Source organism: Rahnella sp. JUb53 (genome assembly GCF_004346065.1).
Classification (GTDB): Bacteria; Pseudomonadota; Gammaproteobacteria; order Enterobacterales; family Enterobacteriaceae; genus Rahnella; species Rahnella variigena.
The window spans coordinates 400,684-426,157 of record NZ_SLYT01000001.1; the positions used below are offsets into that span (position 1 = coordinate 400,684).

The 25,474-nt window shown below is 53.9% G+C and carries 24 protein-coding genes; 3 read left to right on the forward strand and 21 right to left on the reverse strand.

The window, feature by feature from the left end; translation table 11 throughout:
• Positions 1-222: 222 nt before the first annotated feature.
• The 4 genes from EC840_RS01950 to galB are packed head-to-tail and all read right to left on the reverse strand — an operon-like array spanning position 223 to position 3,714.
• A complete protein-coding gene (locus EC840_RS01950; RefSeq protein ID WP_132963855.1) occupies positions 223-1,119 on the reverse strand; it encodes a DUF1932 domain-containing protein in 897 nt (298 codons plus the stop codon).
• Complete coding sequence (locus tag EC840_RS01955; RefSeq protein ID WP_132963856.1) at positions 1,112-2,236, reverse strand: 4-oxalomesaconate tautomerase; 1,125 nt, start codon at positions 2,234-2,236, stop codon at positions 1,112-1,114. The genes EC840_RS01950 and EC840_RS01955 overlap by 8 nt, the downstream gene beginning before the upstream one ends.
• A gap of 9 nt (positions 2,237-2,245) precedes the next feature.
• Positions 2,246-2,971: a 4-carboxy-4-hydroxy-2-oxoadipate aldolase/oxaloacetate decarboxylase gene (locus EC840_RS01960; protein WP_112290643.1), complete on the reverse strand. Its 726-nt coding sequence runs from the start codon at positions 2,969-2,971 to the stop codon at positions 2,246-2,248.
• Positions 2,968-3,714 carry a 4-oxalmesaconate hydratase gene (gene galB, locus EC840_RS01965; RefSeq protein ID WP_132963857.1) on the reverse strand — a complete coding sequence of 249 codons (747 nt, stop codon included), beginning with the start codon at positions 3,712-3,714 and terminating at the stop codon, positions 2,968-2,970. Before galB ends, EC840_RS01960 begins: the two co-directional genes overlap by 4 nt.
• 275 nt (positions 3,715-3,989) lie before the next feature.
• Between galB and EC840_RS01970 the strand changes: the two genes are divergently transcribed.
• Positions 3,990-5,204, forward strand: coding sequence for a LysR family transcriptional regulator (locus EC840_RS01970; RefSeq protein WP_129638606.1), 1,215 nt, complete (start codon positions 3,990-3,992; stop codon positions 5,202-5,204).
• A gap of 1 nt (position 5,205) precedes the next feature.
• On the opposite strand, the gene aroQ is transcribed toward EC840_RS01970, so the two are convergent.
• The 9 genes from aroQ to spy all read right to left on the reverse strand — a co-directional run bounded on the left by aroQ (position 5,206) and on the right by spy (position 14,605).
• Positions 5,206-5,646, reverse strand: a complete 441-nt coding sequence (aroQ, locus tag EC840_RS01975; protein ID WP_132963858.1) for a type II 3-dehydroquinate dehydratase — start codon at positions 5,644-5,646, stop codon at positions 5,206-5,208.
• 14 nt (positions 5,647-5,660) lie between these two features.
• Positions 5,661-6,494, reverse strand: coding sequence for an amidohydrolase family protein (locus EC840_RS01980; protein ID WP_132963859.1), 834 nt, complete (start codon positions 6,492-6,494; stop codon positions 5,661-5,663).
• Positions 6,491-7,753: a gallate dioxygenase gene (locus EC840_RS01985; protein ID WP_129638609.1), complete on the reverse strand. Its 1,263-nt coding sequence runs from the start codon at positions 7,751-7,753 to the stop codon at positions 6,491-6,493. The genes EC840_RS01980 and EC840_RS01985 overlap by 4 nt, the downstream gene beginning before the upstream one ends.
• 154 nt (positions 7,754-7,907) lie before the next feature.
• Complete coding sequence (locus EC840_RS01990; protein ID WP_129638610.1) at positions 7,908-9,287, reverse strand: aromatic acid/H+ symport family MFS transporter; 1,380 nt, start codon at positions 9,285-9,287, stop codon at positions 7,908-7,910.
• A 324-nt stretch (positions 9,288-9,611) separates the two neighbouring features.
• A complete protein-coding gene (gene dapF, locus EC840_RS01995) occupies positions 9,612-10,451 on the reverse strand; it encodes a diaminopimelate epimerase (protein WP_132963860.1) in 840 nt (279 codons plus the stop codon).
• Positions 10,452-10,795: 344 nt separating this feature from the next.
• Entirely contained in the window at positions 10,796-11,131 is a 336-nt protein-coding gene (locus EC840_RS02000; protein WP_240783299.1) for a phage holin family protein, read from the reverse strand.
• Positions 11,132-11,438: 307 nt separating this feature from the next.
• The gene (locus EC840_RS02005; protein WP_129638612.1) at positions 11,439-11,744 is read right to left on the reverse strand and encodes a CstA-like transporter-associated (seleno)protein; all 306 of its coding nucleotides are present in this window, start codon (positions 11,742-11,744) and stop codon (positions 11,439-11,441) included.
• A complete protein-coding gene (locus EC840_RS02010) occupies positions 11,737-13,803 on the reverse strand; it encodes a carbon starvation CstA family protein (protein WP_129638613.1) in 2,067 nt (688 codons plus the stop codon). Before EC840_RS02010 ends, EC840_RS02005 begins: the two co-directional genes overlap by 8 nt.
• A gap of 292 nt (positions 13,804-14,095) precedes the next feature.
• A complete protein-coding gene (gene spy, locus EC840_RS02015; RefSeq protein WP_120161856.1) occupies positions 14,096-14,605 on the reverse strand; it encodes an ATP-independent periplasmic protein-refolding chaperone Spy in 510 nt (169 codons plus the stop codon).
• A 368-nt stretch (positions 14,606-14,973) separates the two neighbouring features.
• On the opposite strand from spy, the gene EC840_RS02020 reads away from it, so the two are divergent.
• Together EC840_RS02020 and EC840_RS02025 are read left to right on the forward strand one after the other, a co-directional pair.
• Positions 14,974-16,410: a PLP-dependent aminotransferase family protein gene (locus EC840_RS02020; protein WP_129638614.1), complete on the forward strand. Its 1,437-nt coding sequence runs from the start codon at positions 14,974-14,976 to the stop codon at positions 16,408-16,410.
• A gap of 87 nt (positions 16,411-16,497) precedes the next feature.
• Entirely contained in the window at positions 16,498-16,983 is a 486-nt protein-coding gene (locus EC840_RS02025; RefSeq protein WP_132963861.1) for an Hcp family type VI secretion system effector, read from the forward strand.
• Between the two features lie 29 nt (positions 16,984-17,012).
• Here the strand turns inward: EC840_RS02025 and EC840_RS02030 are convergent, their stop codons facing one another.
• The 8 genes from EC840_RS02030 to EC840_RS02065 all read right to left on the reverse strand — a co-directional run bounded on the left by EC840_RS02030 (position 17,013) and on the right by EC840_RS02065 (position 24,941).
• A complete protein-coding gene (locus tag EC840_RS02030; protein WP_132963862.1) occupies positions 17,013-17,345 on the reverse strand; it encodes a DUF1493 family protein in 333 nt (110 codons plus the stop codon).
• Positions 17,346-17,354: 9 nt separating this feature from the next.
• A complete protein-coding gene (locus EC840_RS02035; protein WP_112288268.1) occupies positions 17,355-17,804 on the reverse strand; it encodes an STM2901 family protein in 450 nt (149 codons plus the stop codon).
• A 140-nt stretch (positions 17,805-17,944) separates the two neighbouring features.
• Positions 17,945-18,553 (reverse strand): SIS domain-containing protein, encoded by a 609-nt coding sequence (locus EC840_RS02040; RefSeq protein ID WP_132963863.1) that lies wholly within the window; start codon positions 18,551-18,553, stop codon positions 17,945-17,947.
• A complete protein-coding gene (locus tag EC840_RS02045) occupies positions 18,550-20,190 on the reverse strand; it encodes an FGGY-family carbohydrate kinase (RefSeq protein WP_120133457.1) in 1,641 nt (546 codons plus the stop codon). The genes EC840_RS02040 and EC840_RS02045 overlap by 4 nt, the downstream gene beginning before the upstream one ends.
• Positions 20,191-20,219: 29 nt before the next feature.
• A complete protein-coding gene (locus tag EC840_RS02050) occupies positions 20,220-21,173 on the reverse strand; it encodes an ABC transporter permease (protein ID WP_132963864.1) in 954 nt (317 codons plus the stop codon).
• A 1-nt stretch (position 21,174) separates the two neighbouring features.
• Positions 21,175-22,164 (reverse strand): ABC transporter permease, encoded by a 990-nt coding sequence (locus tag EC840_RS02055; RefSeq protein ID WP_132963865.1) that lies wholly within the window; start codon positions 22,162-22,164, stop codon positions 21,175-21,177.
• On the reverse strand, positions 22,157-23,677 hold the full coding sequence (locus EC840_RS02060) for a sugar ABC transporter ATP-binding protein (RefSeq protein ID WP_132963866.1): 1,521 nt from the start codon (positions 23,675-23,677) through the stop codon (positions 22,157-22,159). The genes EC840_RS02055 and EC840_RS02060 overlap by 8 nt, the downstream gene beginning before the upstream one ends.
• Positions 23,678-23,954: 277 nt before the next feature.
• Entirely contained in the window at positions 23,955-24,941 is a 987-nt protein-coding gene (locus EC840_RS02065) for an autoinducer 2 ABC transporter substrate-binding protein (RefSeq protein WP_112288262.1), read from the reverse strand.
• Positions 24,942-25,474 lie beyond the last annotated feature (533 nt).

Genomic DNA, 25,474 nt, shown 5'->3' on the forward strand with positions numbered 1-25,474 from the left:
GAGCGATAGCGCGCAGTAAAAGAGCCGGAGATTCTTAAGAGGCGCGGCGATAGGCGCCTCTTAAGGCCAGTGTGGGTGGCAACCCACGACGTTGACCTTAAGGCCAGCATGGGTGGCAACCCACGACGTTGACCTTAAGGCCAGCATGGGTGGCAACCCACGACGTTGACCTTAAGGCCAGCATGGGTGGCAACCCAAGGTCTTGATTTTAATGTTAAGTCGTCACGATGTCCGACCCGACATCAACAGATCCACTGTTTTCCACCAGTCAAACGGCTCCAGATCCGTATACCTGATCCCCTTCGCCGCCAGCGCATCCACCAGCCCCTGCTGGGCGATCACCGTACCGGAGCTCATATTCGGCGCGACGCCGACATCTTCGAGCGTTTTCACAACTTCACGCATTTCCTCGGCGCGGCGTTTGCCATGTTCCGCAATCCGGCTGATGAGATAGTGCGGAAACTGCGCGTTCCAGCCGAGTGAGGGGAAACTGGCATGCAGCGAAGCCAGCACTTCTTTTTCGACACCGTACTGGCGTGCGGCACTCAGGCATTCGGCGGTCAGCGCCTCCAGACCTTTGATCATCACGCTGCGGCACATTTTGATCGCCGAGGCTTCTCCAACGGTGTTGCTGTGAACGTTGCTGTTAAATCCGTGTTCATTCAGCCATTCGCTGATGGCGTAAACATGCGTACCGCCAAGCAGCAGCGGGGTTTTCAGGCGTGCGGGCGGATAGGGCGCCATCACCGCGACGTCGATATAATTGCCGCCTGCCTGTTCAATTAACGCCATCGCTTCGCGTTTGGTGTGGGGTGAAACGGAATTCAGATCGAGAAAGAACTGTCCGGGGGCGAGGTGCCGGGCGACGGCATCGGCCACTTTCAGCGATTCAGCGGCGGTCACGGCTGAGAATATGATCTGACTGTTTTTCACGGCGTCTTCGACAGACAGCGCAAAGTTCACTCCCGCACCACGGGCGCGCTGACGGATAACCGGGGAATCGGTCTGCTTATCAAATGCTGCAACGTCCAGCGCCGGATGTTGCTTTTTCAGATCCGTTGCCAGAATGGTGCCGACTTCGCCGAGGCCAATTAAGGTAATGCGGGTCACATTATTCATGATGGGGTTCCTGGTGATCGTCCTGATTGCCGTCCCAGATGCTGGCGGGGATCGCGACGCGGCCTTCAAAAATCAGGCGGGCGGTGCGTAATAGTGCGCAGCCTTTCAGGCGATCTGCACCGGTTTTTGTCGGATCAAGTTGTAATTCCACGCTGAATTCGCCGGTCGGATGTTCCACGCTGATTAACGGCGTGTTGCCCGTTGGCGCATGTGCCAGCCCTTCGGTGATGCTGCCGGGGATCAGGCAGGCGCTGGCGACGCTGACCGCGCCGAGCACGCCAATCGATGCGTGACAGCGGTGTGGGATAAACGTCCTGCTGGAGATAGCGCCACCGTTTCGCGGCTCGGCAATCAGGGTCATTTTCGGCACGGTACGCTGCGAGACATCGCCGAGATTCATTTTCGGGCCCGCCTGTAAACGGATCGACTCGAGGCGTTTTTTCAGTTCTGTATCCGCATCCAGCTGTTCGCGGGTCTCATAACCACTGCGCCCGAAATCCGCAGCACTCAGCAGAATCACCGGCATGCCGTTGTCGATGCAGGTGACGTTGATACCATCGAACGTGTCGCGGGCGTTGCCCGTCGGCAGCAGTGCGCCGCAACTGGAACCGGCGATATCGGCAAATTCCACGCTGATTTTGGCCGCAGTGCCGGGTACGCCGTCAATGCGCAAATCGCCCTGATAGCAAACCTGACCGTCTTCTACGGGCACATGAGCGGTCGCAATCTGGCCTGTGTTTTCCATGAAGATCCGCACCGGTGTCATCCCTTCGCTCGCGCTGACCAGCTGGCGCTCGAGGGCGAACGGGCCGACGGCGGCCAGGATATTGCCGCAGTTTTGCCCGTAATCCACCACCGCTTTATCGACATTCACCTGCGCAAAAAGGTAATCGACGTCGGCATCAGGGCGCGCAGAGGGGCGGACAATCGCCACTTTGCTGGTCAGCGGATCGGCGCCGCCGAGGCCGTCAATCTGGCGAGGATCGGGTGAGCCCATCACCGCCAGCAGCACGTTATCGCGTAAGGTCTGGTCTGCCGGCAAATCATCCGCCAGAAAGAATGCGCCTTTCGACGTGCCGCCGCGCATCAGCAGGCAGGGAATTCGGGTCTGCGGCATATCGGCTCCTCAGCGCTTTTCGGCTTGCTCTAATTCTTCGGTGGAATCGAAATACTTCAGGCCTTTTTCAGCCAGTCGCGGACGCATATTGTAGATATCCAGCCCGAGTTCGCCGTCTGCCATTCTTGCGCGTTTACTTTCTTCCAGCGTTTCACGCTCACGGCTGGCCTGCGCCACTTGCGCGACCTCTTCGCGGCGGACGACCACCACACCGTCATCATCGGCCACGATGGCATCGCCCGGATATACCAGCTGTCCGGCGCAAACCACCGGCACGTTCACGGAGCCGAGCGTTTCCTTGATGGTGCCCTGCGCATGAACCGCACGCGACCAGACGCGGAATCCCATATCGCGCAAAGTTTTGGTATCACGCACGCCGAGATCGGCAACCAGTCCCACCACGCCGCGCGCTTTAAGCGATGTTGCCAGTAAATCGCCGAAGAAGCCGTCGGAACAGGGGGAAGTTGGCGCCACAACCAGAATATCGCCCGGCTGACATTGTTCGACGGCGACGTGGAACATCCAGTTATCGCCCGGTGCGGTCAGCACAGTGACTGCGCTGCCTGAAATCGCACAATCCTGTTGAATCGGACGAATGCCTGCCTCCAGCAACCCCTTGCGCCCCTGCGCTTCATGTACGGTGGCGACGCCAAAGGCTGCGAGAGCAGTCACGTCCGCTTTATTTGCCCGTGGAATATGGCGAACCACGACGCCTTTTTTGCCGACCAGACTCATGCTAAATCCTCCGTTACGCGCGGGAAGATGCTCTGATAGCCTTCGCCGTAAACGATGTTTTTGGCGCTGGTGATCCCGACATTTCGTTTGGCCTGCACGCCGCGCTGCTGGGCGACGCGGGTATAGTATTCCCACAAATGTTCCTGACCGGCCATGCACTGAATGGCCTGATATTTCTTGTCCCAGACGTCGGTGATGTCGAGCAGAACATCGGGTTTCCAGTCGCACTGTTCCGGCTGATGTGGTTCAAAACAGTAAACCGGCGGCGCGCCGACGATGGTTTCGCCCGGTTTATAGCCTTCGGCCTGCGCGATAATCCGCGCTTCCTGCGCCAGATGTGTCGCCATCGGATGATCGTAGTTGTACGGGTCTTTCAGCGAATGGGTCAGCACGAAATGCGGCTGCACGCGGCGGTAAACATCGGCCAGGCGGAACAGCGATTCTTTATCGGCACGCAGCGGATAATCGCCCATATCGAAAAACTCAACGGTGGCACCGAGAATTTCAGCGGCCGCCATGGCTTCTTCGCGACGCGACGCTTTCACGATTTCTTCCGTCATGCTGTCTTTACGCCACAGTTTGGCGGATTCACCGCGCTCGCCGAAAGACAGACAAACGATGTGGACGGCATAACCGGCCTGGGTATGTTTGGCGATGGCACCGCCCGCACGCCAGACGAAATCGGCGGAGTGGGCGCTGACGACTAATGCACTTTTAGAATCATCTTTTTTTGGCTGAGTCATGAGGGTGTCCTTGGTTTTATTGTTCTCAAAATGTCTGAGTTCCATGCTGTCAGCCTGCGCCCGTGACGGGTAATTCATTTGAGCGCAGGAGGTATGCATTTTATTTATATAACCGTCATACTTCACATTGCGGATGCGTTGGCTGCGCTCAATCTCCCGAATCACTTACTTATGTAAGCTCATCGGGTGCTCTCGCTTGCCGCCTTCCCGTAACGTGAATTATTTAGGTTATAGTGCTGAGGGATGTCACTGAAAGAAACTGACAGGAGAAGGGGATGGCAGAGTCTGAGATGCTGAGTAACCTGATGCAAATACGGGCATTTTGTCAGGTTGTCGATCAGGGAAGCGTATCCCGTGCGGCCGATGAGCTTTACCGCACGCAGTCGGCGGTCACGCGGGCGATCCGCGATCTGGAACAGGCGCTCGATGTCCCGCTGTTTGAACGTCACGCCAACGGCATGTTGCTGACCGATTTCGGTAAATGCGTGCTGCCACGTGCGCGGAGGGCGATTGGCGAGCTGCATCAGATCCCCTCGCAGCTGGCGAAATTACAGGGCAAAAGCGGGCAAAGGCGCGGTGATACCGAACCGCTGTATCTGTTCAACGTCCGGCGTTTACAAATTTTTATCTCGCTGTGCAAGACGCGGCATATGCAGACGGTCGCGACGTTGCTCGGCCTCAGCCAGCCCGCGGTCAGTGCCGCCCTGAAAGTGCTGGAAAACGGCGCCGGTCTGGCGCTGCTCGAACGCACGCCTCACGGCATGATGCCGTCGCTGGCCGGGCAGGAGATCGTGCCGAACCTGCGCCGCGCGCTCAACGAACTGCGGCACATTCCCGCTGATATTGCCGCCCGCCGTGGCGTGCTGGAAGGCACAGTGCAGGTCGGCGCGTTGCCACTCGGGCGCACGCGGTTACTGCCACAGGCGATTATCGGTCTGACGCAGCGCTACAGTGGCGTAAAAGTGGTGACCAACGAAAGTGCGTTCAGCGCACTGGCATCGGAACTGCGTTCCGGCGAAGTGGATTTTATTTTTGGCGCGCTGCGTTCCAGTGATTACGCGGCGGATATGACAACTGAAACGCTGTTTACCGAAAGCATGGTAATACTGGCGAGAAAAGGGCATCCGTTGCTGAGCGGCGCAGTGACGAAGGCGCAGTTGCGCGAGGCCCGCTGGGTATTGCCCCGCGCCGAAACGCCCGCCCGACGGTTGCTGGACAACAGTTTTGCCGCAATGAACATGCCGCCACCCGATCCGGTGGTTGAAAGCGGTGATCTGGGAATTGTACGCGGGCTGTTGCTGGGTTCTGACATGCTGGCAGCGGTATCAGCCCGCCAGCTGGAGCACGAGCTTGAGTCCGGTGAACTGGTCAAACTGCCGCTGGATCTGGCCGATACGCACCGCGCTATCGGCCTGACATTCCGCGCCGGGAGTTTGCTGTCACCGGCGGCACAAGCACTGGTGGCAGAGATCCGGAAGGTTTGCAGCTAAATCACTTATTCAAATTCACCACCGCCTGTCTGATCGCGTACTCGTAGCCCTGAATACCGAACCCGCAGATCACACCGACGGAAACGTCGGAAAGAAAGGAGTGATGGCGAAAGGCGTCGCGTTTATGCACGTTGGTGATGTGGACTTCGTACAGCGGCAGGCTGACGGCGGTCACGGCGTCACGGATGGCGACGGAGGTGTGCGTCCACGCGGCGGCGTTCAGCACGATCGCGTCCACCGTTCCACGGCAGGCCTGAATACGGTCAATCAGATCGCCTTCGTGATTGGTCTGGAAGAATTCGATGGTTGCGCCGCAGCTTTCGCCGGTCTGATGACATAACTTTTCGATGGTCGCCAGCGTGTCGTGGCCGTAGGTTTCCGGTTCACGGGTGCCCAGCAGATTGAGATTCGGGCCGTTAAAGACGGCAATTTTGTAATTCATGGTCTTTCCTTTCTTTAGTAATCCGTAAATCCAAACAAATCTTTCGGCGTCTGCCATAAAATCTGCTGACGGATTTTTTCGTCAGGGAATAATTGTTCGACCAGCATCAGCAACGTGCCGAGATCCATCCGGTGCTCCGCCCGCAGGAACGGCCAGTCGGAACCCCACATGCAATGCTCTGCGCCGAACGCATTGAGCAGCGCATGCTGATAAGCGTGCCCGTCCTGATAAGGGAAGGGCTGGTGGCTGAATTTCGCCAGACCCGACAGTTTTACCCAAGTTCTTTGCTGGTCAGCGAGACTGAGCAGAGCCTGAAACGCCGGTTGTTGCAGGCCCTTCGTGACGTCAGGGCGTCCGGAGTGATCAATCAGCAGCCGCGTTTTGCTGCGGCTGATCAGTGGCAACAATGCCAGAAGCTGATCGTTCTGCACCTGAATGGCAGCGAACATATCCAGTTCGGCAAGACGCCCCATCAGGCTGCCGAGATGCATAAAAGGTTCCGTGCCGAGCATCGCAACATTCATCGCAATGCCGACCACACCGGCCTGTTTCAGGCTGGCAAGCCGCTCAGTGCTGATATCAAACGGGACGACAGCGATACCTTTGAAGCGGCCGTTGCCCTTTTCCAGCGCATCCAGCAAACATGTACTGTCAGTGTTGTAACCCGACGTCGGGCCGACAATCAGCGAGTGGCGGATGTTATACGCCTGCATCACGGCGCGGTAATAATCGGTGGTGCCAATCTCGTGTCCTTCCGGACGATAAGGCGTGTCCGGAAGGTACGGGAAGCGCGCCGGATCAAACACGTGGTGATGTGTGTCGATCTTGGGTTGCTCAAAAATCGTCATGCTTTCGCTTTACCTGCTACTGAATAGAGAACTTGTTGATTGCGGGTTTTTTGGAATTCTTCCAGCGTTTCGCCACGCATCGCGGAATAAATATGTAAATTGGAGACACCGACTACTGCGCCGAGTTTTTCCAGCAGGAAGAAGCTGACGCCGTAATGGATCATGCCGCGCCAGTCGAGTTCACGCAGCAGCTTTTGTTCCTCGTCCGTCAGTTTGTTTTCAGCAAACATAGCCTTCTGATCGGTAAGGAAACGCTCGCGCCATGCAGGTTGGATCAGACGGTGCAGGAACCGGTTAATACGCAGCGCTTTCAGGCTGCGCGCCTGAGTGAACGGGTAGGTGCCCGGCAGTTTTTCGACGCCCGCCATTTGCTGCGCGATTTTGTCACGCTGGCGCTGCTGCACGTCGTACGGCGCTTCACGTGACTGATTTTCGAGGATCAGCGTGGCGATGCCGGTCATCGACGGCAGGTAATAGGCCTGATGCAGTTTCTTCACATTGGCCGACAGCGCGCCGCGCATCACCAGCCACATAATGACTTCCGCACCTTCCATGCCGCCCTGCGTGGCAAATTCAGCCAGCGTCATTTCGGTCAGACGTTCCGGGTCGTTGACGATCATATCGACAAACTGCTCATCCCAGTCCGGATTGTTAAACCCGCAACGTTCGCCGTGAACCTGATGCGACACGCCGCCGGTGGCGACAATCGCTACGTTCAGATCTTCCGGGAAACTTTCAATCGCACGGCGCAGTGCCTGACCGAGTTTGTAGCAGCGGCGGGCAGTCGGAATAGGGAACTGTAAAACGCCGATTTGCAGCGGAACGATTTGTGTCGGCCAGCCGCCTTCATGCGGGAGCAGGGCGGAAAGCGGCGAGAACAAACCGTGATCCAAAGGCTTATCCTGGAAGAAAGACATATCGAATTCATCCGCCATCAGGCTGGCACCGATATGCTGCGACAGTGCCGCATGGCCTTTGACCGCAGGCAGGTCACGCGGGCCGCCGCCTTCATCGGCTACTTCATACTGCTCGTCGATACCCAGCGTAAAGGCGGAATAATGATCGAAGAAAAATGAGGTCACATGGTCGTTGAAAATGTAAACCAGCACGTCCGGTTTTTTCTCATCCAGCCATTTTTGCATCGGTGCAAAGCTTTCGAAAATCGGCGCCCAGGCGCTTTCTTCCTGCTTGTTATGGTCAACCGCAAAACCGATGGTAGGGGTATGTGAAACTGCTAAACCGCCTATGATTTTCGCCATCTTAAATCCTCAGTGCTTTTGTAGGGTAATCGCGGCGCGAAGGTCGTGCCGCGTTCTATTTCTATATATGAACAGGTAGATGAACAGGTAGATGAATAGGTTGATGAATATATTGCTCAATAGGTTTCTAATTATAAGGTGGCTAATCCAGAGACTAGCGGATATTCATGGTGCGCGACAACTCCGGGATGTCAGTAATATCAACGCCTTTGATCATCTCGGCCGGGTGCGCCGCACGGTGTAAAAGAATGCTCAGCCCCGCCAGCAATGCAGGCAACGCCAGAATAATAAAGATCATGTTTTGGCCGGAGAAAACGCCCAGCAGGACGCCGCCCATTGAAGAGCTGATAATCGCGCCGCTGCGGCCGATTCCGTGCATCCAGCAGACGCCGGTGGCACGCATTTCTGTCGGATAGAAGGCCGGAGAAAACGCCTGCAAACCAGTTTGTGCGCCGTTAATACACACGCCGCTGATGAACACCAGCAGGGCAAGAATATCTGGGCCGAAGTTACCGATACCCTGTGATAACAGGCTGACCACGCCCATCATGTAGAAACCGGCAATCACCCGTTTGGCGATGAATCTGTCCATCAGGCCGCCGACCATCAGCCCGCCGAAAGTGCCGCCTAACTGGAACAAACCGGCGACGATGGCCGCACGTTCCAGTGAGAAACCGCCGTTACGCATAATGGTTGGCAGCCAGCCGTTGAGCAGATAGATCACGAACAGTCCCATGAAATAAGTGACCCACAGCACAATCGTGCCTTTGGCGTAACCGTTGGTGAAAAGCTGGAAGACCTTGGCTTTTTTCTGAATCACCGGCGCTTTCAGCACAAACTTGGTACCTTCGCTGAATACGCCACCGGCGCGGGTGAGCACTTTGGCGATTTTCTCTTTCGCCACTTCGCGCACCACCATATACATGGCGGATTCCGGCAGGATCCACAGCAGCAAGGGCAGCATCAGCAGGGGCACAATCCCGCCCGCGAAAATGACCGATTTCCAGCCGTAGTGCGGCAGTAAACCCGCGGCGACAAAACCTCCTGCGCCGGAACCGACGTTAAAGCCGCTGTACATCACGGTGATCATCAGGCTGCGGCGGCGTTCGGGCATGTATTCCGACACCAGCGTCACGGTATTGGGCATCACCGCGCCTAAACCGAGGCCGGTGAGAAAACGCAGGATCGCCATTTCCATCGGCGTGCGGGCAAAGGTGCTCAGCAGGCTGAACAGTGCGAAGCACAGAATCGACCACATCAGCACCCGTTTGCGACCAAAGCGATCCGCGTTCGGTCCGGCAATCAGCGCGCCAATAGCCACGCCAAACATCGCAGCACCCAGGATCGGGCCCATTTCTGCACGGCTGATACCCCAGTCTTCGATCAGCGCCGGGGCGATGAAGCCCATCACTGCGGCGTCATAACCGTCGAACATGATGATGATGAAACACAGGGATAAAACCACCCATTGATATTTCGATATCGGGCGTTCGTCTATCCACGCTTTCACGTCCACGATGGTGTTGTTGCTCATAGGGTACGCTCTCTGTTTTTTTTATTAATATGTGATCGGATTAAAACTTTGAACAAAATTTCACTGACCGGCTTAGCACGAAGAACGGTCGTGAAGGGTTTTTATTAAGATTATTTTATTTATTAAACAATGAGTTGTTCATTCATTGTTGTGCTTCCTGATAACCAACTTAGGGGCTGTAAAGCGCGCTGTCTGCCATAAAATCATTATGCAGGTATGAGTTTTATTTATGATGAGGTGTTTAAAATTACGGCAGTCGGGCTGCCGTAATCAAAAGAGGACGCTGGAAGAGAAGGGAATAAAGCATTCAAAAGGCGAAGGGAGTTACGCCGTCATATCCCAGAAACAGTCATTATCGAGGGTGATGGTGGCGATTTTCTGCACCGGGCCGCGCATGTTGACCTGAAAATCACCGCTGAAACTGATGGCAAGTTTTCCACCCGGCATATGCACCGTGACATTTTCATCCACCAGTCCCAGTTTGCGCATCGCGCTGGCGGCCGCACAACTGCTGCTGCCGGAGGCCAGCGTATAGCCTGCGCCACGTTCCCAGATGCCGATCGTGATGTTGTTTCTGTCCAGCACCTGCGCGAACTGCACGTTGGTACGCTTCGGGAAAATCGCCAGTGTTTCGATTTCAGAACCCAGTTGTTTCACCAGCCCTAAATCCAGTTCATCCACTCGGATCACGCAGTGCGGATTGCCCATCGACACCAGCGTCGCACTGAGGCTGTGTCCGCCCGCGACCAGTGGCAATGCAAGGGCTTCGTCACCTTCAACGCTGGCAGGTAACGCCGCCGGAGAAAACTTTGCCTGACCCATATCGACAATCACCTGATGCGCACCTTCGGTCACTTCGCAACGCACCTGCCCGCCGGGGGTCTTCACCTGAAACGGTTCGTGCGCTACGCGGCCAATATCAAACAGATAGCGGGCGTAAATCCGCAGGCCGTTGCCGCTTTTTTCGGCCTCTGAACCGTCGGGATTGATAATGCGCAGGGAAGGAATGTCGGCGTCGTCATGGTCAATCAGCAAACCGTCGGACCCGATGCCATAATGGCGGTCGCAGAGTCGCTGAATTTGCTCATTACTGAGCAGGGAGGCTACGCTCTGATGACAGACCAGATAATCATTACCCAGCCCGTGATAGCGGTGAAAAATCATGTTGATGCTTCCTTTGGCAATTCCTGCTCGTTCATAATTGATATGAATAGCTTTAATAGGAAATCTTGCCTGTTTCAATAGCGCCACGTAAATTCAAAATAATCAGTACGAAATTGCTGAGCTGATGTCCCTGAGATCCCGCCATAAACAAGGCGTTACTGATGGAAGCTTTTACTGTTTCTGTGGCTGTTCCGCCGCTGGAAGAGGGACACTGGCTGCGGGAATCCCGCCTCCAGACTACGGCGTTGAAGTCAGGGTGAGTCAGACGGGGCGTTAGCTTTCCGTTGACCCTGGCAAAAAAAATCCCCGGCGTATAGAGTTCGCCGGGGAAGAGATGAATGTGCTTATTTGGACGTCGGGGTGTAGTTATCAATAAAGCCAGCGATTTTCCTGCCCACTAAGGTGAGGAGGGGGCCGGCAAATACCCCGCCCAAACCGGCGACGATCATTAACCGGTCATCGCTTGCATCCCGCGAAAGAACGAAAATACTCACCAACATCCCGGTGAAACAAGAAACGACAATCTGCAGAAAACAGGCTTTCAGCTCTTCTATGAACGGCTTACTTTTTCTCAGCATGATATAGCGGACAAGCCCGCCCCACGCCGACATCCCTACAATTGCAAGTATGATACCGTGCTCCATTAGCACGATATCTCTGGCTTGTGCTGCACCAATCATGAAGTTGTCCTCATAAGTTAAAATTAAACCGATATAAAACTGATGCGGTCAAATTATCACCAGAGGCTGTGGAGCGAAAATCACAAGGCAACACATTTCACTGTGAGGTGTCAGGCTGTCATCACAGGGACATAAAAAAATTAAAAGACGTTATATTTTAAGTCATTGTAAGCGACTGCTCTGGGCCTGACATGCCTCAGGCCATACTGACTGCAAGGCAAGAACGCATAAGCAACTCCTTCCTCAGGCGAGAGGAAGGAGCAAAACACTAAAACCGTCAGTTAACCGGGGAGGATAAACCGGGGGGTCAGCAAGGGCATTTGCCCATTTTCCCGCCCTCGCTCGGGAATCTCGCCTCCAGACAACGGCGGTGGAATTCCCGCTCCGTCATCGGCGTGCTGCCCGGATGCCTTACCTGCATATGCCGGACATAATTCTGATAATCCTGCACGCCGACCATTAGCCGGAAACTCTGGGCGGTACGCTTTATGGCCAGTTTCAGCCACCCGGCGACGTCGTGTGGTTTCGGTTGTGGCACAAATAACGGCTGGCAGCGCGTCACCTTAAATGCGCCTAACCGTGGCGTCTTAAATAATGCGCGTGATTCAGACATGGCGGGCCTCGCGACGGTTAACAACGGCAGTTTCATGCACGGTTGGCGTAGCGGATTTCAGCGCGCGGCGGATAACAAAGAAGGCGGAAATCAGCATGGTCACCGCCACCAGCATGAAGAAACCACACAGGATGGCGTTAATCTGATTGTTCAGCACGATAGTGTGCATATCTGCCAGCGTTTTCGCCGGTTTGATGATTTCACCACTGTCGATGCCCGCGTTAAATTTCTTCGCCTGCGCCAGAAAACCAATCGACGGTTTTTCATGGAAAATCTTCTGCCAGCCTGCGGTCATCGAGGTAATGAACAGCCAGATAGTCGGCAAAATCGTCACCCACGCGTAACGCTGTTTCTTCATTTTGAACAGCACCACCGTACCCAGGATCAGCGCCATTGAGGCCAGCATCTGGTTACCGATACCAAACAGCGGCCACAGCGTATTGATGCCGCCAAGCGGATCCACCACGCCCTGATACACGAAGAAACCCCAGCCCGCGACCGCGACGGTGGTACCGGCAAATGTGCCGATCCAGGAACGGTTATTCGCCAGCGACGGAACGGCGACGCCCACCAGATCCTGCACCATAAAACGGCAGGCGCGGGTACCGGCATCTACGGCGGTCAGGATAAATAAGGCTTCAAACAGAATGGCGAAGTGATACCAGAAAGCCATCATCGCCCGGCTGTTGAACACCTCGGTGATGATGTGCGCCATGCCGACCGCAAAGGTCGGTGCGCCACCGGCACGGGAAAGAATCGACTGCTCGCCGACGTCTTTGGCGATTTGCGTCAGAACGTCCGGCGTGATGATAAAGCCCCAGCCGTTAATCACCTGTGAAGCGCTTTCCACCGTGGTGCCAATCAGCGCCGCCGGTGAGTTCATCGCAAAATACACGCCCGGATCGATAACAGACGCACATATCAGCGCCATGATCGCCACGAACGACTCCATCAGCATTGCGCCGTAACCGATAAAACGGATATGGCTTTCGCGCTCAATCAGTTTCGGCGTCGTGCCGCTGGAAACCAGCGCATGGAAACCGGAAATCGACCCGCAGGCAATGGTGATAAACAGGAACGGGAACAGGCTGCCGGAGAATACCGGACCGCTGCCGTCAATAAAGCGTGAGACGGCAGGCATTTTCATTTCCGGCATGGCGAAGACGATACCCACCGCCAGACCGGCAATCACGCCGATTTTCAAAAACGTCGAGAGATAATCGCGCGGCGCCAGCAGCAGCCAGACCGGCAATACCGAGGCAATAAAACCGTAAATCACCAGCACCCAGGTTAGCGTGGTGCCGTGCAGCGTAAAGAACGGGCCCCAGTAGGGATCTGCCGCTACGTTGCCGCCGTACACAATCGCCAGCATCATCAGCACGAAACCAATCACCGACACTTCAGCAATTTTTCCCGGACGCAGAAAACGCATGTAGATGCCCATAAACAGGGCGATTGGGATGGTGGCGGCGATGGTGAACAGTCCCCACGGACTGTCGGCGAGTGCTTTGACCACCACCAGCGCCAGTGCGGAAAGAATGATGATCATCACGCCAAGCGCGCCGAGCATAGTGATCACTCCGGCAAAATCGCCCAGTTCCTGTTTTGCCATTTCACCTAATGAACGCCCGTCGCGGCGGGTGGAGATGAACAGGATCAGGAAATCCTGCACTGCGCCCGCCAGCATCACACCCACTAAAATCCAGATAGTGCCCGGCAGGAAGCCCATTTGTGCGGCAAGGATCGGGCCGACCAGCGGACCGGCTCCGGCGATGGCCGCGAAATGGTGGCCGAACAGTACCCATTTGTTGGTCGGCACGTAATCCAGCCCGTCATTGTGACGCTCAGCCGGAGTCATGCGTTTGTCGTCCAGTTCAAAGACTTTTTCAGCGATAAACAAGCTGTAAAATCGGTAGGCAATGCTGTAACAGGCAATAGCGGCGACCACCAGCCACAGGGCGTTAACGTGTTCGCCGCGGCTCAGGGCCAGCATTCCAAAGGCAAAAGCCCCGATTAACGCCACCACCAGCCAGGTAATCCCGGACTTGACGCTTTTCATGATGTACAACTCCTTATGAATGGTCCTGCTCAGGCAGGCCACTATTTTTATTCAGAGAGTGTGATGTAGAGGTACGATGCGCAGAGGCGCATCAGGTTGCAATATTGTGAAAATTACGTTTAAAAATAGTGTTTTTAAACGGAAAAGTTTGAAGTTAAAGATGAAATTGTGATGGGGTTGACGCTTTAGGCAGAGAAGGCTGGTCGGATGACATCAAAGTTGTGGCGCAGAAGAAAGAATGCAAAAAAAAACCGGCCCGTGAGGGGCCGGTTATGCAGGCTATCAGACGCTATTATTCAGCGGCAGCGGGTTTTGCTTCACCTGGTTTGTGGTCACGCATCTGCTCCATTTTGGCAGCGCGTTTCTGGTAGTTCTCGTTGAACTGTTTTTTCTGCTCTGGCGTCAGCAGGTTATACATTTTGTTCTCAGCACGTGCGCGTTCCAGCATACGGTCGGACTGTGCTTTGGTGATGGTATCAATCTGCGATTTCACTTTTGATTCATCGAAGCTGTCGGACGCCACCAGGCTGTGCATCTGATCCATCTGCGCTTTCATTGCTGCGCGGTCAGGACGCGGGCCGCTGTCTTTCATGATCTCTTTCATCTGAGTTTTCTGCTGCTCAGTCAGGTTCAGACCGGCAAACGGGTTCATATGATGCGGGCCTTTATGGTGCATCATTTTACCGTGTGGCGCGGTGGTTGCATCAGTTGCAGGAGCAGCGGTCGTTTCAGCAGCAAACGCGAAAGAAGCAGAGCTCAGAGCCAGAGTTGAAGCCACAATCATTGCGGTAAGTTTACGCATAATTAAATTCCTCATTGAATATTCAGGCACGTCGCCCGTTTTGTTTCGACGTAAACAAGTCTACTCATTCCAATGAATAGTAATGCGAGGAAGATGTAAAAGAGTGAAAGCCAAAATGTCATTTATCCGGCAATCGTGGAGAAAATGTTTAGAAAGCGTAAGGTTGCGCGAACAGGCATGAACGGGAGGTCAGATAAATCTGAGTAATGCGGTGTATTCACACATTAACATGGTGAATGTTTCGCCGCCAGACCTCACTGGTAAACATTGATGACGGTTGATGAGCAGTTTACTTCACAGATAAAAGCTAAAAACAGGCATAATAGTTATCATTTGATTAACACTTCCTATAACAGTGCAGATGAATTATGGCCGAATCCCGTTATGAAACGCTGGCGCGTACCTTACGCCGACAAATAGATACGCAGGTCTGGCTGCCCGGCGACCGTCTGCCTTCGTTGCGCGATACCTGTAAACAGTCGGGCCTGAGCCTGATGACGGTATTGCAGGCTTATCAGCTGCTGGAAAGTCAGGGTGTAATTGTTTCCCGCCCGCAATCCGGTTATTACGTGGCGGCAGGCACACAGCGCCCGGTGCGTCATTCGCCTGATGAACGCCTGCACGCCGCCGAGCAGGTGGACGTCAACGACGCTATTTTCGATATTCTCAAAGCCGGGCAAGATCCCGCCGTGGTGCCGCTGGGTTCCGCGTTTCCTGATCCGACGCTTTTTCCCCAGCCACGGCTGGCGCGTTCGCTGGCCAGCGCCGTCCGCCGGATGTCGCCACACAGCGCGATTGCTAATCTGCCGCCAGGTAATGAAGAGCTGCGCCGCAGTATTGCGCAGCGTTACGCACAAAACGGGATTGAAGTGGCTCCTGATGAAATTGTGATTACGTCGGGGGCGATGGAATCGCTCGGATTAAGTTTGCAGGTGGTGACAGAACCGGGTGACTGGGTCGCCATCGAATCGCCCGCTTTTTACGGCGTATTGCAGGCCATTGAGCGCCGCAAATTAAAAGCCGTCGCTATTCCGACGGATGTGCGTTACGGCATGGATCCCGATGCACTGGAGAAGGCGCTGGAGATCTACCCGGTAAAAGCCTGCTGGCTGATGTCGAGTTTTCAGAACCCGCTCGGATGCAGTCTGCCACCAGAAAATAAGGCACGGCTGGTGGGAATTCTGCAGGCGCATAAGGTGGCGCTGATTGAGGATGACGTATACAGCGAACTCTATTTCGGCAGCGAACGGACGGTGCCGCTTAAAGCGTCAGATTACCGCAGTGAAATTCTGCACTGTTCGTCTTTTTCAAAATGTCTGGCGCCGGGATTTCGTGTCGGCTGGGTGGCAGCGGGGGCTTATGCCGAACGTATCCAGCGTCTGCAACTGATGAGCACATTATCGGCCAGCGTGCCGGTTCAGCTGGCGTTAGCGGATTATTTGCAGGGCGCGCAGCAGGGCGGCTACGACACGCATTTACGACGTTTACGGCGCCAGCTCGAACAACGGCAAATGGCGATGCGCCACGCCATTATTCGGGAATTCCCGCCGCAGGTTTCAGTCTCGCAACCTGCGGGAGGCTATTTCCTGTGGCTGGATTTGGGCGATAACGTGGATGCGGCACGCGTCTATCAGCGCGCGCTGGCAAAAGGCGTCAGCGTCGCGCCCGGCACCATGTTCTCGGCCGATGAACGATTCCGCCACTGTTTGCGTCTGAACACCTCATTCGAATGGGGGCCGCACACCGCCCGCGCTATCTCAATTCTGGCGGCGCTGGTGGCGGAAGAAATCGAAAAGGGGAGTTAACCTTCCGGGGAGTAGCGGGTTCGCTAATTGTCTGATGCCAGGTAAAGGAATATTGTAACCCCTCACTCTAATAAGGGGTTTATAACCATGGCAATACCCGTTTACTTATGGCTCAAGGATGACGGAGGTGCAGACATTAAAGGTTCTGAGGATGTACGTGATCGCGAAGGAAGTATTGAAGTCGTTTCATTTAATCACGGGCTTCATATTCCGACAGATAACAATACCGGAAAAATAACCGGCACGAGGATCCATGCACCGCTGACATTTGAAAAAGAGTTCGATAGTTCGTCCCCATACTTTTATAAAGCTGTAGCTCAAGGCCAGACTTTAAAATCGGCAGAATATAAGTGGTATCGGATAAACGATGCTGGACAAGAAGTGGAATATTTCAATATGTTGCTGGAGAACGTGAAAGTCGTCGCTATAAGTCCGGTGATGTATAATGTTAAAACTTGTGAGAAAACCAATCATATGGAAAATATTGAACTGCGATATGAAAGGATTACATGGAAATATTGTGACGGAAACGTACAGTTCACCGATGCATGGAATGAACGTGTAACAGCCTGAAGATGAGAGGGGATTATCCCCTCTTTTCACTAATCATAAAGCCATCGTCCCGCCTCAGCAGAGTTAATGAACATCTGAACTGTTAAATCTGGCTTCTTTATCCATTTATCTTTTTTTCTGAGAATCCAGTCCAAAATGCCGATTTCTAAATAGGGAAAATAGGCATTCCAATCAAGAGTGCTCATATCAATACTGAATTCATCGCCAAATCTCTCAATTATTTCAGCCAGATAGTAAGGTTCATCTTCGAAATCCTGTAGTGCTGAGTCGATCTCGATAGGAATTCTTCTAGAACTGAACAGAACCTTTTGGTCCGGTATTTCTCGCTTAAAAAAAGCCACCACCCTCTCCTCAATACTCATAATATCACCTTAAAATATCCGGTCTTGGGGATGGGCAATGATGTTGTATTTATTAACAGATTTACAGGCAATACTTGAGACATCGTAAGCAATCAGAATTGCCCCCAGCACTGGAATTGTGCGGCCAACAAAGGTTGATAATTTTTTAACCATCACAATTTTCATCTTAGGTGGGAAGTAACCTATTATCGTAGGTAACTTTATGGGCATCATTTTTCCACGAAGATATTTTCTGATAGTTTTCGAAGCCCTTGATGTCCCCGGAGTGGCATCGGAGGGTTTACCTGGCACATCGATATTATTTTTTCCTGAATATAGGAGTGAAACACCCACTACATCATTTACACCGAAATGATCAAGTGTTTCATCAACCATAATCCAGAAAAATAGTTCGCAGGCAGTAAGATTGGAGGTTCCATCGTAGAAATAAGTTCCATTTAGTTCTTCAACCGTATCCATCGTAAAAAACTCCCTTTATGAATGAGGAGTTACGTTATGCCTTTGAACTATAATAAACAATTATCGATGGTTATTTAACGAGATTTTCAGAAAGTTATTATGGATAAATATTCATTAGCGGAATCCCTATTATCACGATTTCAAACATCCTTCTCCCGCAACGTCTTGCCGACATTTCCGCCCGGATGGACTTTCAGCAAACGCTGCTGGTCGAAACCGTTGCGCAGCATAATGTTGCCGCATAACGCATCGAACACTGCCAGCACCAGCACGATAGACGTCGTGGCCAGCATATTGAGGGGGTCGATTTCGCGCTGAATGTGCGTTTTCACCACGAGCGTGGCGGCGCGGGCAATCGCCGAATCCAGATTCTCTGTCACGCTGATGATTGCCACGCCTTTAGCTTTCAGTGTCGGCAGCAGGCGCGTCAGCTCTTCAGAGTTGCCGCCGCGGGAAATCAAAATCATCAGGTCATTGCTGCGCATAAAACCTAAGTCGCCGTGAGCCGCATCGGTGGCACTTAAATACACCGCAGGCTGTTCGACGCACGCCAGCATATGCGCGATTTTCCGCGCTGCAATGCCCGATGTGCCCACGCCGGTGACGGCAATCTTGCCCTTACAGCCGGTCACCAGCGTCAGCAACTGCTGCCAGACATCCGCATCGAGATTGTGCTGCAATGCCAGCAGTTCCTGGCTGTAGGTCTGCCAGCCCTGACACGCCAGCAAGAATTCTTCCTGCGCATTCATTCAGTTTCCCCCTGCATCAGGCGGCGGTATTTCATGCTGTCGTGGTACATCTCATGGAATACGCGATATTTACGGTCGTAATACTCTTTGATTTTATTGGTTTGCGGCGTAACGGTTTTGCCGATACGGCTCATGGCGGCCATCGCTTCCGGCAAAGAATCGTATGCGCCTGCCGCGACGGTGCCCATCATGGCGCTGCCAAGCAACATCGCTTCGCTTTCTTCCGGCAATAACATCGCGCAGCCGGTGGCGTTGGAATGTTCCTGCACAAATACCGGGTTTTTGGTGCCGCCGCCGCTGGCCATCATGGTATCAATGCGGTAACCGCTCTGGTTCATGGTCTCGATAATGTGACGGGTGCCGAGCGCCAGTGCCTGAATGGTCGCCAGATAATGCAGGGCCATGTCTTCCGGTGTGCGCGACAGTTTCAGGCCGGTCAGCGTACCGGTCAGCGTAGGATTGGCACGCGGCGAGCGGTTGCCGTGGAAATACGGCAGCATATGAATGTCTTTGGTCAGGAAGGCGATATTCTCCGGTTCACCGGCCATTTTTCGCAGAATGCCGTTGAGCACTTCGTAAATGGTTTTGCCGCTGTCTTTGCCCTGTTTCAGCAAATCCTGATAACAGGGATGCGACTGGATCACGTGGTCTATCAGCGCGCCTGTGGTAGATTGCCCGCCTTCATTCAGCCAGTAGTCCGGCAGAATGGCTGAGTAATAAGGCCCCCAGATGCCGCCGATATAACGTGCGCTGCGCGACATCGCCATATGCGCCGTAGACGTGCCGCCAATCAGCGCGATGCGGTTGTCGAAATCCGCTGATTCACCGGAGGCGCCGCTGGCACCGAGAATACCGAGGCTGCCGGCGTGGGCATCAATAATCGAAACGCTGACTGCCGTGCCAGCCATCAGCCCCATTTCGGCGGCGGCGCGCTGGGTCAGACCGTGTCCGAGCGGTTCACCCATGGTTTTCACTTCACTGCCAATTTTCGCCGCGTTGTTTTCCAGCAAATCTTCCAGCCCGATCTGGCGGAAATAGCTTGGATCCCAGCGGTCTTCATGGCCGATATAGGTCCATTTGCAGACGGTGGAACACAGCGAGCGGGTGGTGTCCTGCGTGGCGCGCCAGGTCAGGAAATCAGGCAGATCAAACAGGTGACCAACGTTGTTCCAGGTAGTTGGCATGTGTTGTTTCAGCCACAGCAATTTCGGTGTCTGCATTTCCGGTGAAATAATCCCGCCGACGAATTCCAGCACGCGGTGACCGGTGGCATTGATACGCTCGGCCTGAGTGATGGCGCGGTGATCCATCCACACAATAATGTTCTGCTCGCTGCGCCCGGACGGACTGACGGTCAGCGGTTTGCCTTCTTTATCCAGCACCACCAGCGAACAGGTGGCGTCGAACCCGATACCTTTCACCTGAATCGGGTTGATGTCTGCCTGATTCACCGCGTCTTTCACGGCGTTGCAAACGGACTGCCAGATTTCATCGGAAGACTGTTCGACGAAATCGGCTTTCGGGCGGTACAACGTGATTTCACGGCTGGCCTGGCCGACCATGCGGCCGGTCATGTCGAAGACGCCCGCGCGGGCGCTGCCGGTTCCTACGTCAACTCCAATAAAATAACTCGCCATGTTCTTTCCCTTCGGTAAAAAGCTTTCGCTTAAGATTTTCTGTTTTGCAGAGCGATAAACAGGATCAGGACGCCGCCCCAAAGCGCCATTGTCAGGTAACTGCTGACGCCCATCAGGTTCAGGCCGCTTTCCAGCATTTGCAGGACGATCAGTGCCAGTACCAGCCCGATGACCCGACCGAAACCGCCGTCGGGGTTAATCCCGCCGAGCACCGAGGCCAGAATGGTCACCAGTAAATACGAATCGCCGTAGCCTGCTTTCGCCGAGTTAAATTTAGACATCATCAGCAGTGCCGCGCCCCAGCCCAGCAGGGCGGAAAGCACGTAAACCGCGATAGTCACTTTGTGGGTGTTGATGCCGCTGAACCTTGTGGCCTGTTCATTGGACCCCATCAGATACAGGCTGCGGCCGAGCGTGGTGTGCTCCAGCAAAACCCATAACAGCAGCGCCACCAGCAGGAATAACAGCAGGGCGACCGGAATGCCCAGCAGACTGCCGTTACTGAGATACTGAATCGCCGCCGGGAAGCCGGAAATCACCGCGCCGTTGGTCAGCAGAATGTTCAGTCCGGCAATCAGCGTCATGGTGCCGAGCGTTGCCAGAATCGGCGAGACACCAATGTACGCAATCAGCGCGCCGTTTAGCACGCCAGTCACCACCGCCACAGCGAGACCGGCAAGCATCGCCAGCACGAAATATTGTGGCTGATCAGGATGCGCTACCAGAATCGCCGCCATTGCCAGCGAACAGGCGTTAGCTCCGGCAATCACTGAAAGGTTGATGCCGCCGGTGAGCATGGTGATGCCCATGCCCAGCGCCAGCATGCCCAGAATCGGCAACTGCGAGGAAATCGACTGGAAATTGCCGATGCTGTAAAAACTGCCGCCCAGCGTGAAAGAGAACAACACGGCCACGGCAACGATGATCAGCAACTGCAAACGGATGATGCGGTCGCCGGGGAAGAATCGGTTTAAGGTTGTCATGTCACATCCCCTTTGCCAGTTTGCGTTTTTCATTCCACGCGGTGCTGCTGATGCTGACCAGAATGATCACGCCGCTGAAAACCTGATGCCAGTAAGAAGAAATACTCAGCAGGGTCAGACCGTTTTGCAGGAAGGCCAGCAGCATCACACCGAGAATGGTGCCGGTAAGCGAGCCGCGACCGCCGGTCATGCTGGTGCCGCCTAACACCACCGCTGCCAGCACCGTCAGCTCATAACCGAGCAGGGAATTCGGTGCGACAGACTGAGTGATTTGCGCCTGAACCACGGCAGCGATACCCGCCAGTAATCCCATAAATCCGTAGACGTAAAAATGCAGCCGCAGGATGTTCAGACCGAGGCGCGACGCGGCGTCACGGTTGCTGCCCATGGCGTAAATCTGACGCCCCACGCGGGTGCGGTTCATCAGCACGCCGGTGGCGATGATGACGCCCAGCAGGCTGAGTAACGGCAATGTCAGGCCATAGTCATAACCGTCAGCAGCGGTAAAGGAGAACCAGTTAATGCCGTTCATAAACCAGTCGGGGAAGCCGTACAGCCAGGTGCCGTTGGTCAGATACACCAGCAACCCGTAGAACAGGTTCAGCGTGGCGATGGTAATAATGATGGCCGGAACGCGCAGCCAGTACACCAGGAAACCGTTGACCAGCCCGAGCAGCAAACCGGTGCTCATCGACATGGCAAACGCCAGCGGGAAACTGCCGCCGTGGTGGATGATGTAGCTTGCCATCACGTACTGACCGATGGAGGTCACCGCCGGGAAGGAGATGTCGATACCACCGGCGATCAGCACCACAAACAGGCCGCAGGCCAGAATACCGAGAATGGCGTAACTGGTGGCGACGTCGGTCAGGTTGCCGAGCGTCATAAATTCATTGGTGCTGATGCTCAGGCCGATGACCAAAAGCAGTACCAGTAATCCCAGCCAGAATTCGTGCTGAGAAAACAGTTTCGAGAGAGATTTGTTATCCATTGATCGCCTCCGCAATCTGCGCTTCGCTGCTCTGGTGCGGCGCGAATTCCGCCACCAGCTGGCCTTTGCGCATCACCAGCACGCGGTGACTGTTGTAATAAGCTTCCGGAATTTCATCGCAAATCATCAGCACTGCCATGCCGGACTCCGCCAGATCGCGGGCGATGCGGTAAATCCCTTCTTTGTTGGCAATATCCACACCGACGGTTGGAGAATCGAGGATCAGGATATGTGGCTGCGTCGCGACCCATTTGGCGATGGCGATACGTTGCGCATTACCGCCGGAAAGCGTCTTCACGGGTAAGCCGCTGTCAGAAACTTTAATGTTCAGGTCACGGATCAGGTCTTTCACCACGGACGCCGCTTTGCGGTGATCCATCAGCCCGGTGCCGGTGTGCAGCTTGTCGAAAATCGACACCAGCGTGTTGTCGTAAATGGATTGCTCCATGATCAGCCCCTGCGTCAGACGGTCTTCTGACACATAAGCGATACCGTGGCGGATGGCGTCGCGGTTGCTGTGAAATTTAACCGCATTGCCGTTAACGCGGATTTCACCGCTGTCCGGCTGGCTCATGCCAAACAGGCTCAGACATAGCTCGGTGCGCCCCGAACCGAGCAGGCCGATAATTGACGTAATTTCGCCCTGGCGCAGTGACAGCGAAATATCCTGATACTGGCCTTTGCGGCTCAGATGGCTGACTTCCAGCAGCGGCGTCACGTCGGCGGGCGCGCGGTGAGGCAGGTGACTGTAGGTAAAACGTTGTCCGGTCATCAGGAATGCCAGCTCATTGCTGTCGAGTTCACTGGCCGGATAGGTGCCGACCAGTTTGCCGTCGCGCATCACGCTGATACGGTCGGCAACTTCCATCACCTCATCGAGACGGTGGCTGACAAAAACCACGCAAATCCCCGCAGCTTTCAGCTCATTCACCACCCGCAGCAGGCCGTTTACCTCGGTACGGGTCAGTGACGCGGTCGGTTCATCCATGATAACCAGGCTGGCGTCAGCGGCGATTGCGCGGCATATTGCCACTAACTGACGGTCGGCGATCGAGAGTTTTTCGACTTTACGGTCCGGATCGAGAGAAACTCCGACCCGTTGCATCGCTGCGACAGCTTTTTTGCGCATTGCCTCGCGATGTACCCAAAAATCACCGCCTGGTAAATAACGGTGAATGGCAATATTTTCGGCCACCGATAAATTCGGGAATAAAGACAAGTCCTGATAAATAACCTGAATACCGTAATAAGATGAAAGTTGCGGCGTCAGGGTATGAAAGAGTTTTCCGTCGAGCGTAATCGCCGCGCCTTTTTCCGGCTGATACACGCCGGAAATCACTTTAATGATGGTGCTTTTTCCGCAACCATTCTGACCGGCAAGACAATGCACTTCGCCTTTATTCAGCGTCAGGCTGACATTATCCAGCGCTAATACGCCGGGGAATTTTTTACTGATTTTTTCGAGGCTGATAAAGGCCTCAGCAGGGGCAGGGGACGTGCTGAGAGTATTCATCGCAATCCTTACAACATACCCTTCATACTTCGTGCTGTGGATGCGTTGGCTGCACTCGCTCACCCGAATCACTTACTTATGTAAGCTCATCGGGATTTACTCATTTGCCGCCTTCCCACAGCCCGAATTATTTAGGGTATAAGTTTCAATGTCTGATTAGAAATTCAGATACGGCACAGCAAACATCGCCGTATCTGTTTCTATTTGCCTGGTGTGGCGCTGGAGATAAATGTATCTCCGGTAAATATCTGGTAAATAAAAGAATTAAAAAGCTAAATCAAAAGCCGAGTGATTTCGCATTCTCTGGTGTCACTTCCAGAATTTTATTAAAACGAATCACGTGTTTATCCATATCCACATCGGCTTTGCCTAAACCTTCGATGCTCAGGTCTTTGGTCACTTCTTTACCCTGCAACAGCTGGTCGGCGACGGTAACTAAGGCGTAACCGGCATCTTTCGGATCCCACAGCAGCACTTTCTTCACATCACCGCGCATCAGGTATGGCGCAGCCTGTGCAGGCATAGCGATACCGACAACGGCTATTTTGTTTTTCGCTCGTTTCTGCTGAACGGCCTGACCGGCACCAATCGGGCCGAGGGAACCGAAACCGATAATCCCTTTCAGATCAGGATAGGTTTTCATTAAATCGAGCGTGGTGGAGTAAGACTTATCGATGTTTTCTGCAACCGGCAGACGTGAAGTCACTTCATGCATATCCGGGTATTTTTCTTTCTGATATTTAATCGCCGCATCTGCCCAGGCGTTATGCAATGGCACGGTCAGGGAACCGACATAAATGGCATAACCGCCTTTGCCGCCCATATCTTTCGCCAGCTCATCCATATTCGCTTGCGCATATTTCTGGCTGTCGATGGTTTCAATATCCCACTGACCAATCTGCTGATCGGGTGATTCATGCGTTAACACCACGATGCCCTGGTCGCGCGCTTTTTTCAGCACCGGCTCCAGTACCTTAGCGTCGTTCGGCACAACGATAATGGCGTCGACTTTTTTGGCAATCAGATCTTCAATCACTTTGACCTGCTGGGCAGGATCCGGCGTGGAAGCGCCCACCTGATAGGCGTTAACGTCGAGTTTTTGCGCGGCTTCTTTTACGCCGACTTCCATGCGGGTGAACCAGGGAATGCCGGTGACTTTGGCGACGACAGCGATGTCGTAAGGCTTGGCGGCGAATGACGGTGTTGTGAATAACATGCATGCTGAAACCACACATGCACTGACTAATGCGAGGTTAAATTTCATGTCGGTACCTTTCTTATGATGTTCTGTTCTTGTGTAGGGGAACGGGCAGTGGTCATTTATTCCACATTCAGAGATTAACTTAACGGGAAAGCGCTTTTCGCGTGGTCGTGAACGGAATGTGATCAAAGTCCTTAATTGTTAACATTTGTGATTTTAAATGTTAAATTAAGGTTAATTAAATCCGGCGATTATACCGGAGTCCGGCTGGGAGGCAGACGTTACCGATAACAATGAAACAAATTTAGATCAAATAATTAACATATAAGACATATTGGAAAATCTATACGCGGATTTTTCAGAAAGAAAGGCGGGGCACTGTTTTTTATTTGCGCAGAGTGTGAACAGGGTCACGGGGCACAGATGCGCCAGAACGGTGCGACATTGCACCTTCATCGGGCGCTGCACCTGAAACAGGCAGGAACGATACGCGCCGGATCACAATCCTGCATAAAACATTGTGGCTGAAATGAAATTATTTCCCTGCATAGTCATTCTTCATCACCCGTTGCTGCAAAAGGGGATTTTTTCTTTTA

Coding starts and splice junctions, on each gene's coding strand:
- EC840_RS01950 (WP_132963855.1), bottom strand. CDS start 1,119: ATGAATAATGTGACCCGCATTACCTTAATTGGCCTCGGCGAAGTCGGC.
- EC840_RS01955 (WP_132963856.1), bottom strand. CDS start 2,236: ATGCCGCAGACCCGAATTCCCTGCCTGCTGATGCGCGGCGGCACGTCG.
- EC840_RS01960 (WP_112290643.1), bottom strand. CDS start 2,971: ATGAGTCTGGTCGGCAAAAAAGGCGTCGTGGTTCGCCATATTCCACGG.
- galB (WP_132963857.1), bottom strand. CDS start 3,714: ATGACTCAGCCAAAAAAAGATGATTCTAAAAGTGCATTAGTCGTCAGC.
- EC840_RS01970 (WP_129638606.1), top strand. CDS start 3,990: ATGGCAGAGTCTGAGATGCTGAGTAACCTGATGCAAATACGGGCATTT.
- aroQ (WP_132963858.1), bottom strand. CDS start 5,646: ATGAATTACAAAATTGCCGTCTTTAACGGCCCGAATCTCAATCTGCTG.
- EC840_RS01980 (WP_132963859.1), bottom strand. CDS start 6,494: ATGACGATTTTTGAGCAACCCAAGATCGACACACATCACCACGTGTTT.
- EC840_RS01985 (WP_129638609.1), bottom strand. CDS start 7,753: ATGGCGAAAATCATAGGCGGTTTAGCAGTTTCACATACCCCTACCATC.
- EC840_RS01990 (WP_129638610.1), bottom strand. CDS start 9,287: ATGAGCAACAACACCATCGTGGACGTGAAAGCGTGGATAGACGAACGC.
- dapF (WP_132963860.1), bottom strand. CDS start 10,451: ATGATTTTTCACCGCTATCACGGGCTGGGTAATGATTATCTGGTCTGT.
- EC840_RS02000 (WP_240783299.1), bottom strand. CDS start 11,131: ATGATTGGTGCAGCACAAGCCAGAGATATCGTGCTAATGGAGCACGGT.
- EC840_RS02005 (WP_129638612.1), bottom strand. CDS start 11,744: ATGTCTGAATCACGCGCATTATTTAAGACGCCACGGTTAGGCGCATTT.
- EC840_RS02010 (WP_129638613.1), bottom strand. CDS start 13,803: ATGAAAAGCGTCAAGTCCGGGATTACCTGGCTGGTGGTGGCGTTAATC.
- spy (WP_120161856.1), bottom strand. CDS start 14,605: ATGCGTAAACTTACCGCAATGATTGTGGCTTCAACTCTGGCTCTGAGC.
- EC840_RS02020 (WP_129638614.1), top strand. CDS start 14,974: ATGGCCGAATCCCGTTATGAAACGCTGGCGCGTACCTTACGCCGACAA.
- EC840_RS02025 (WP_132963861.1), top strand. CDS start 16,498: ATGGCAATACCCGTTTACTTATGGCTCAAGGATGACGGAGGTGCAGAC.
- EC840_RS02030 (WP_132963862.1), bottom strand. CDS start 17,345: ATGAGTATTGAGGAGAGGGTGGTGGCTTTTTTTAAGCGAGAAATACCG.
- EC840_RS02035 (WP_112288268.1), bottom strand. CDS start 17,804: ATGGATACGGTTGAAGAACTAAATGGAACTTATTTCTACGATGGAACC.
- EC840_RS02040 (WP_132963863.1), bottom strand. CDS start 18,553: ATGAATGCGCAGGAAGAATTCTTGCTGGCGTGTCAGGGCTGGCAGACC.
- EC840_RS02045 (WP_120133457.1), bottom strand. CDS start 20,190: ATGGCGAGTTATTTTATTGGAGTTGACGTAGGAACCGGCAGCGCCCGC.
- EC840_RS02050 (WP_132963864.1), bottom strand. CDS start 21,173: ATGACAACCTTAAACCGATTCTTCCCCGGCGACCGCATCATCCGTTTG.
- EC840_RS02055 (WP_132963865.1), bottom strand. CDS start 22,164: ATGGATAACAAATCTCTCTCGAAACTGTTTTCTCAGCACGAATTCTGG.
- EC840_RS02060 (WP_132963866.1), bottom strand. CDS start 23,677: ATGAATACTCTCAGCACGTCCCCTGCCCCTGCTGAGGCCTTTATCAGC.
- EC840_RS02065 (WP_112288262.1), bottom strand. CDS start 24,941: ATGAAATTTAACCTCGCATTAGTCAGTGCATGTGTGGTTTCAGCATGC.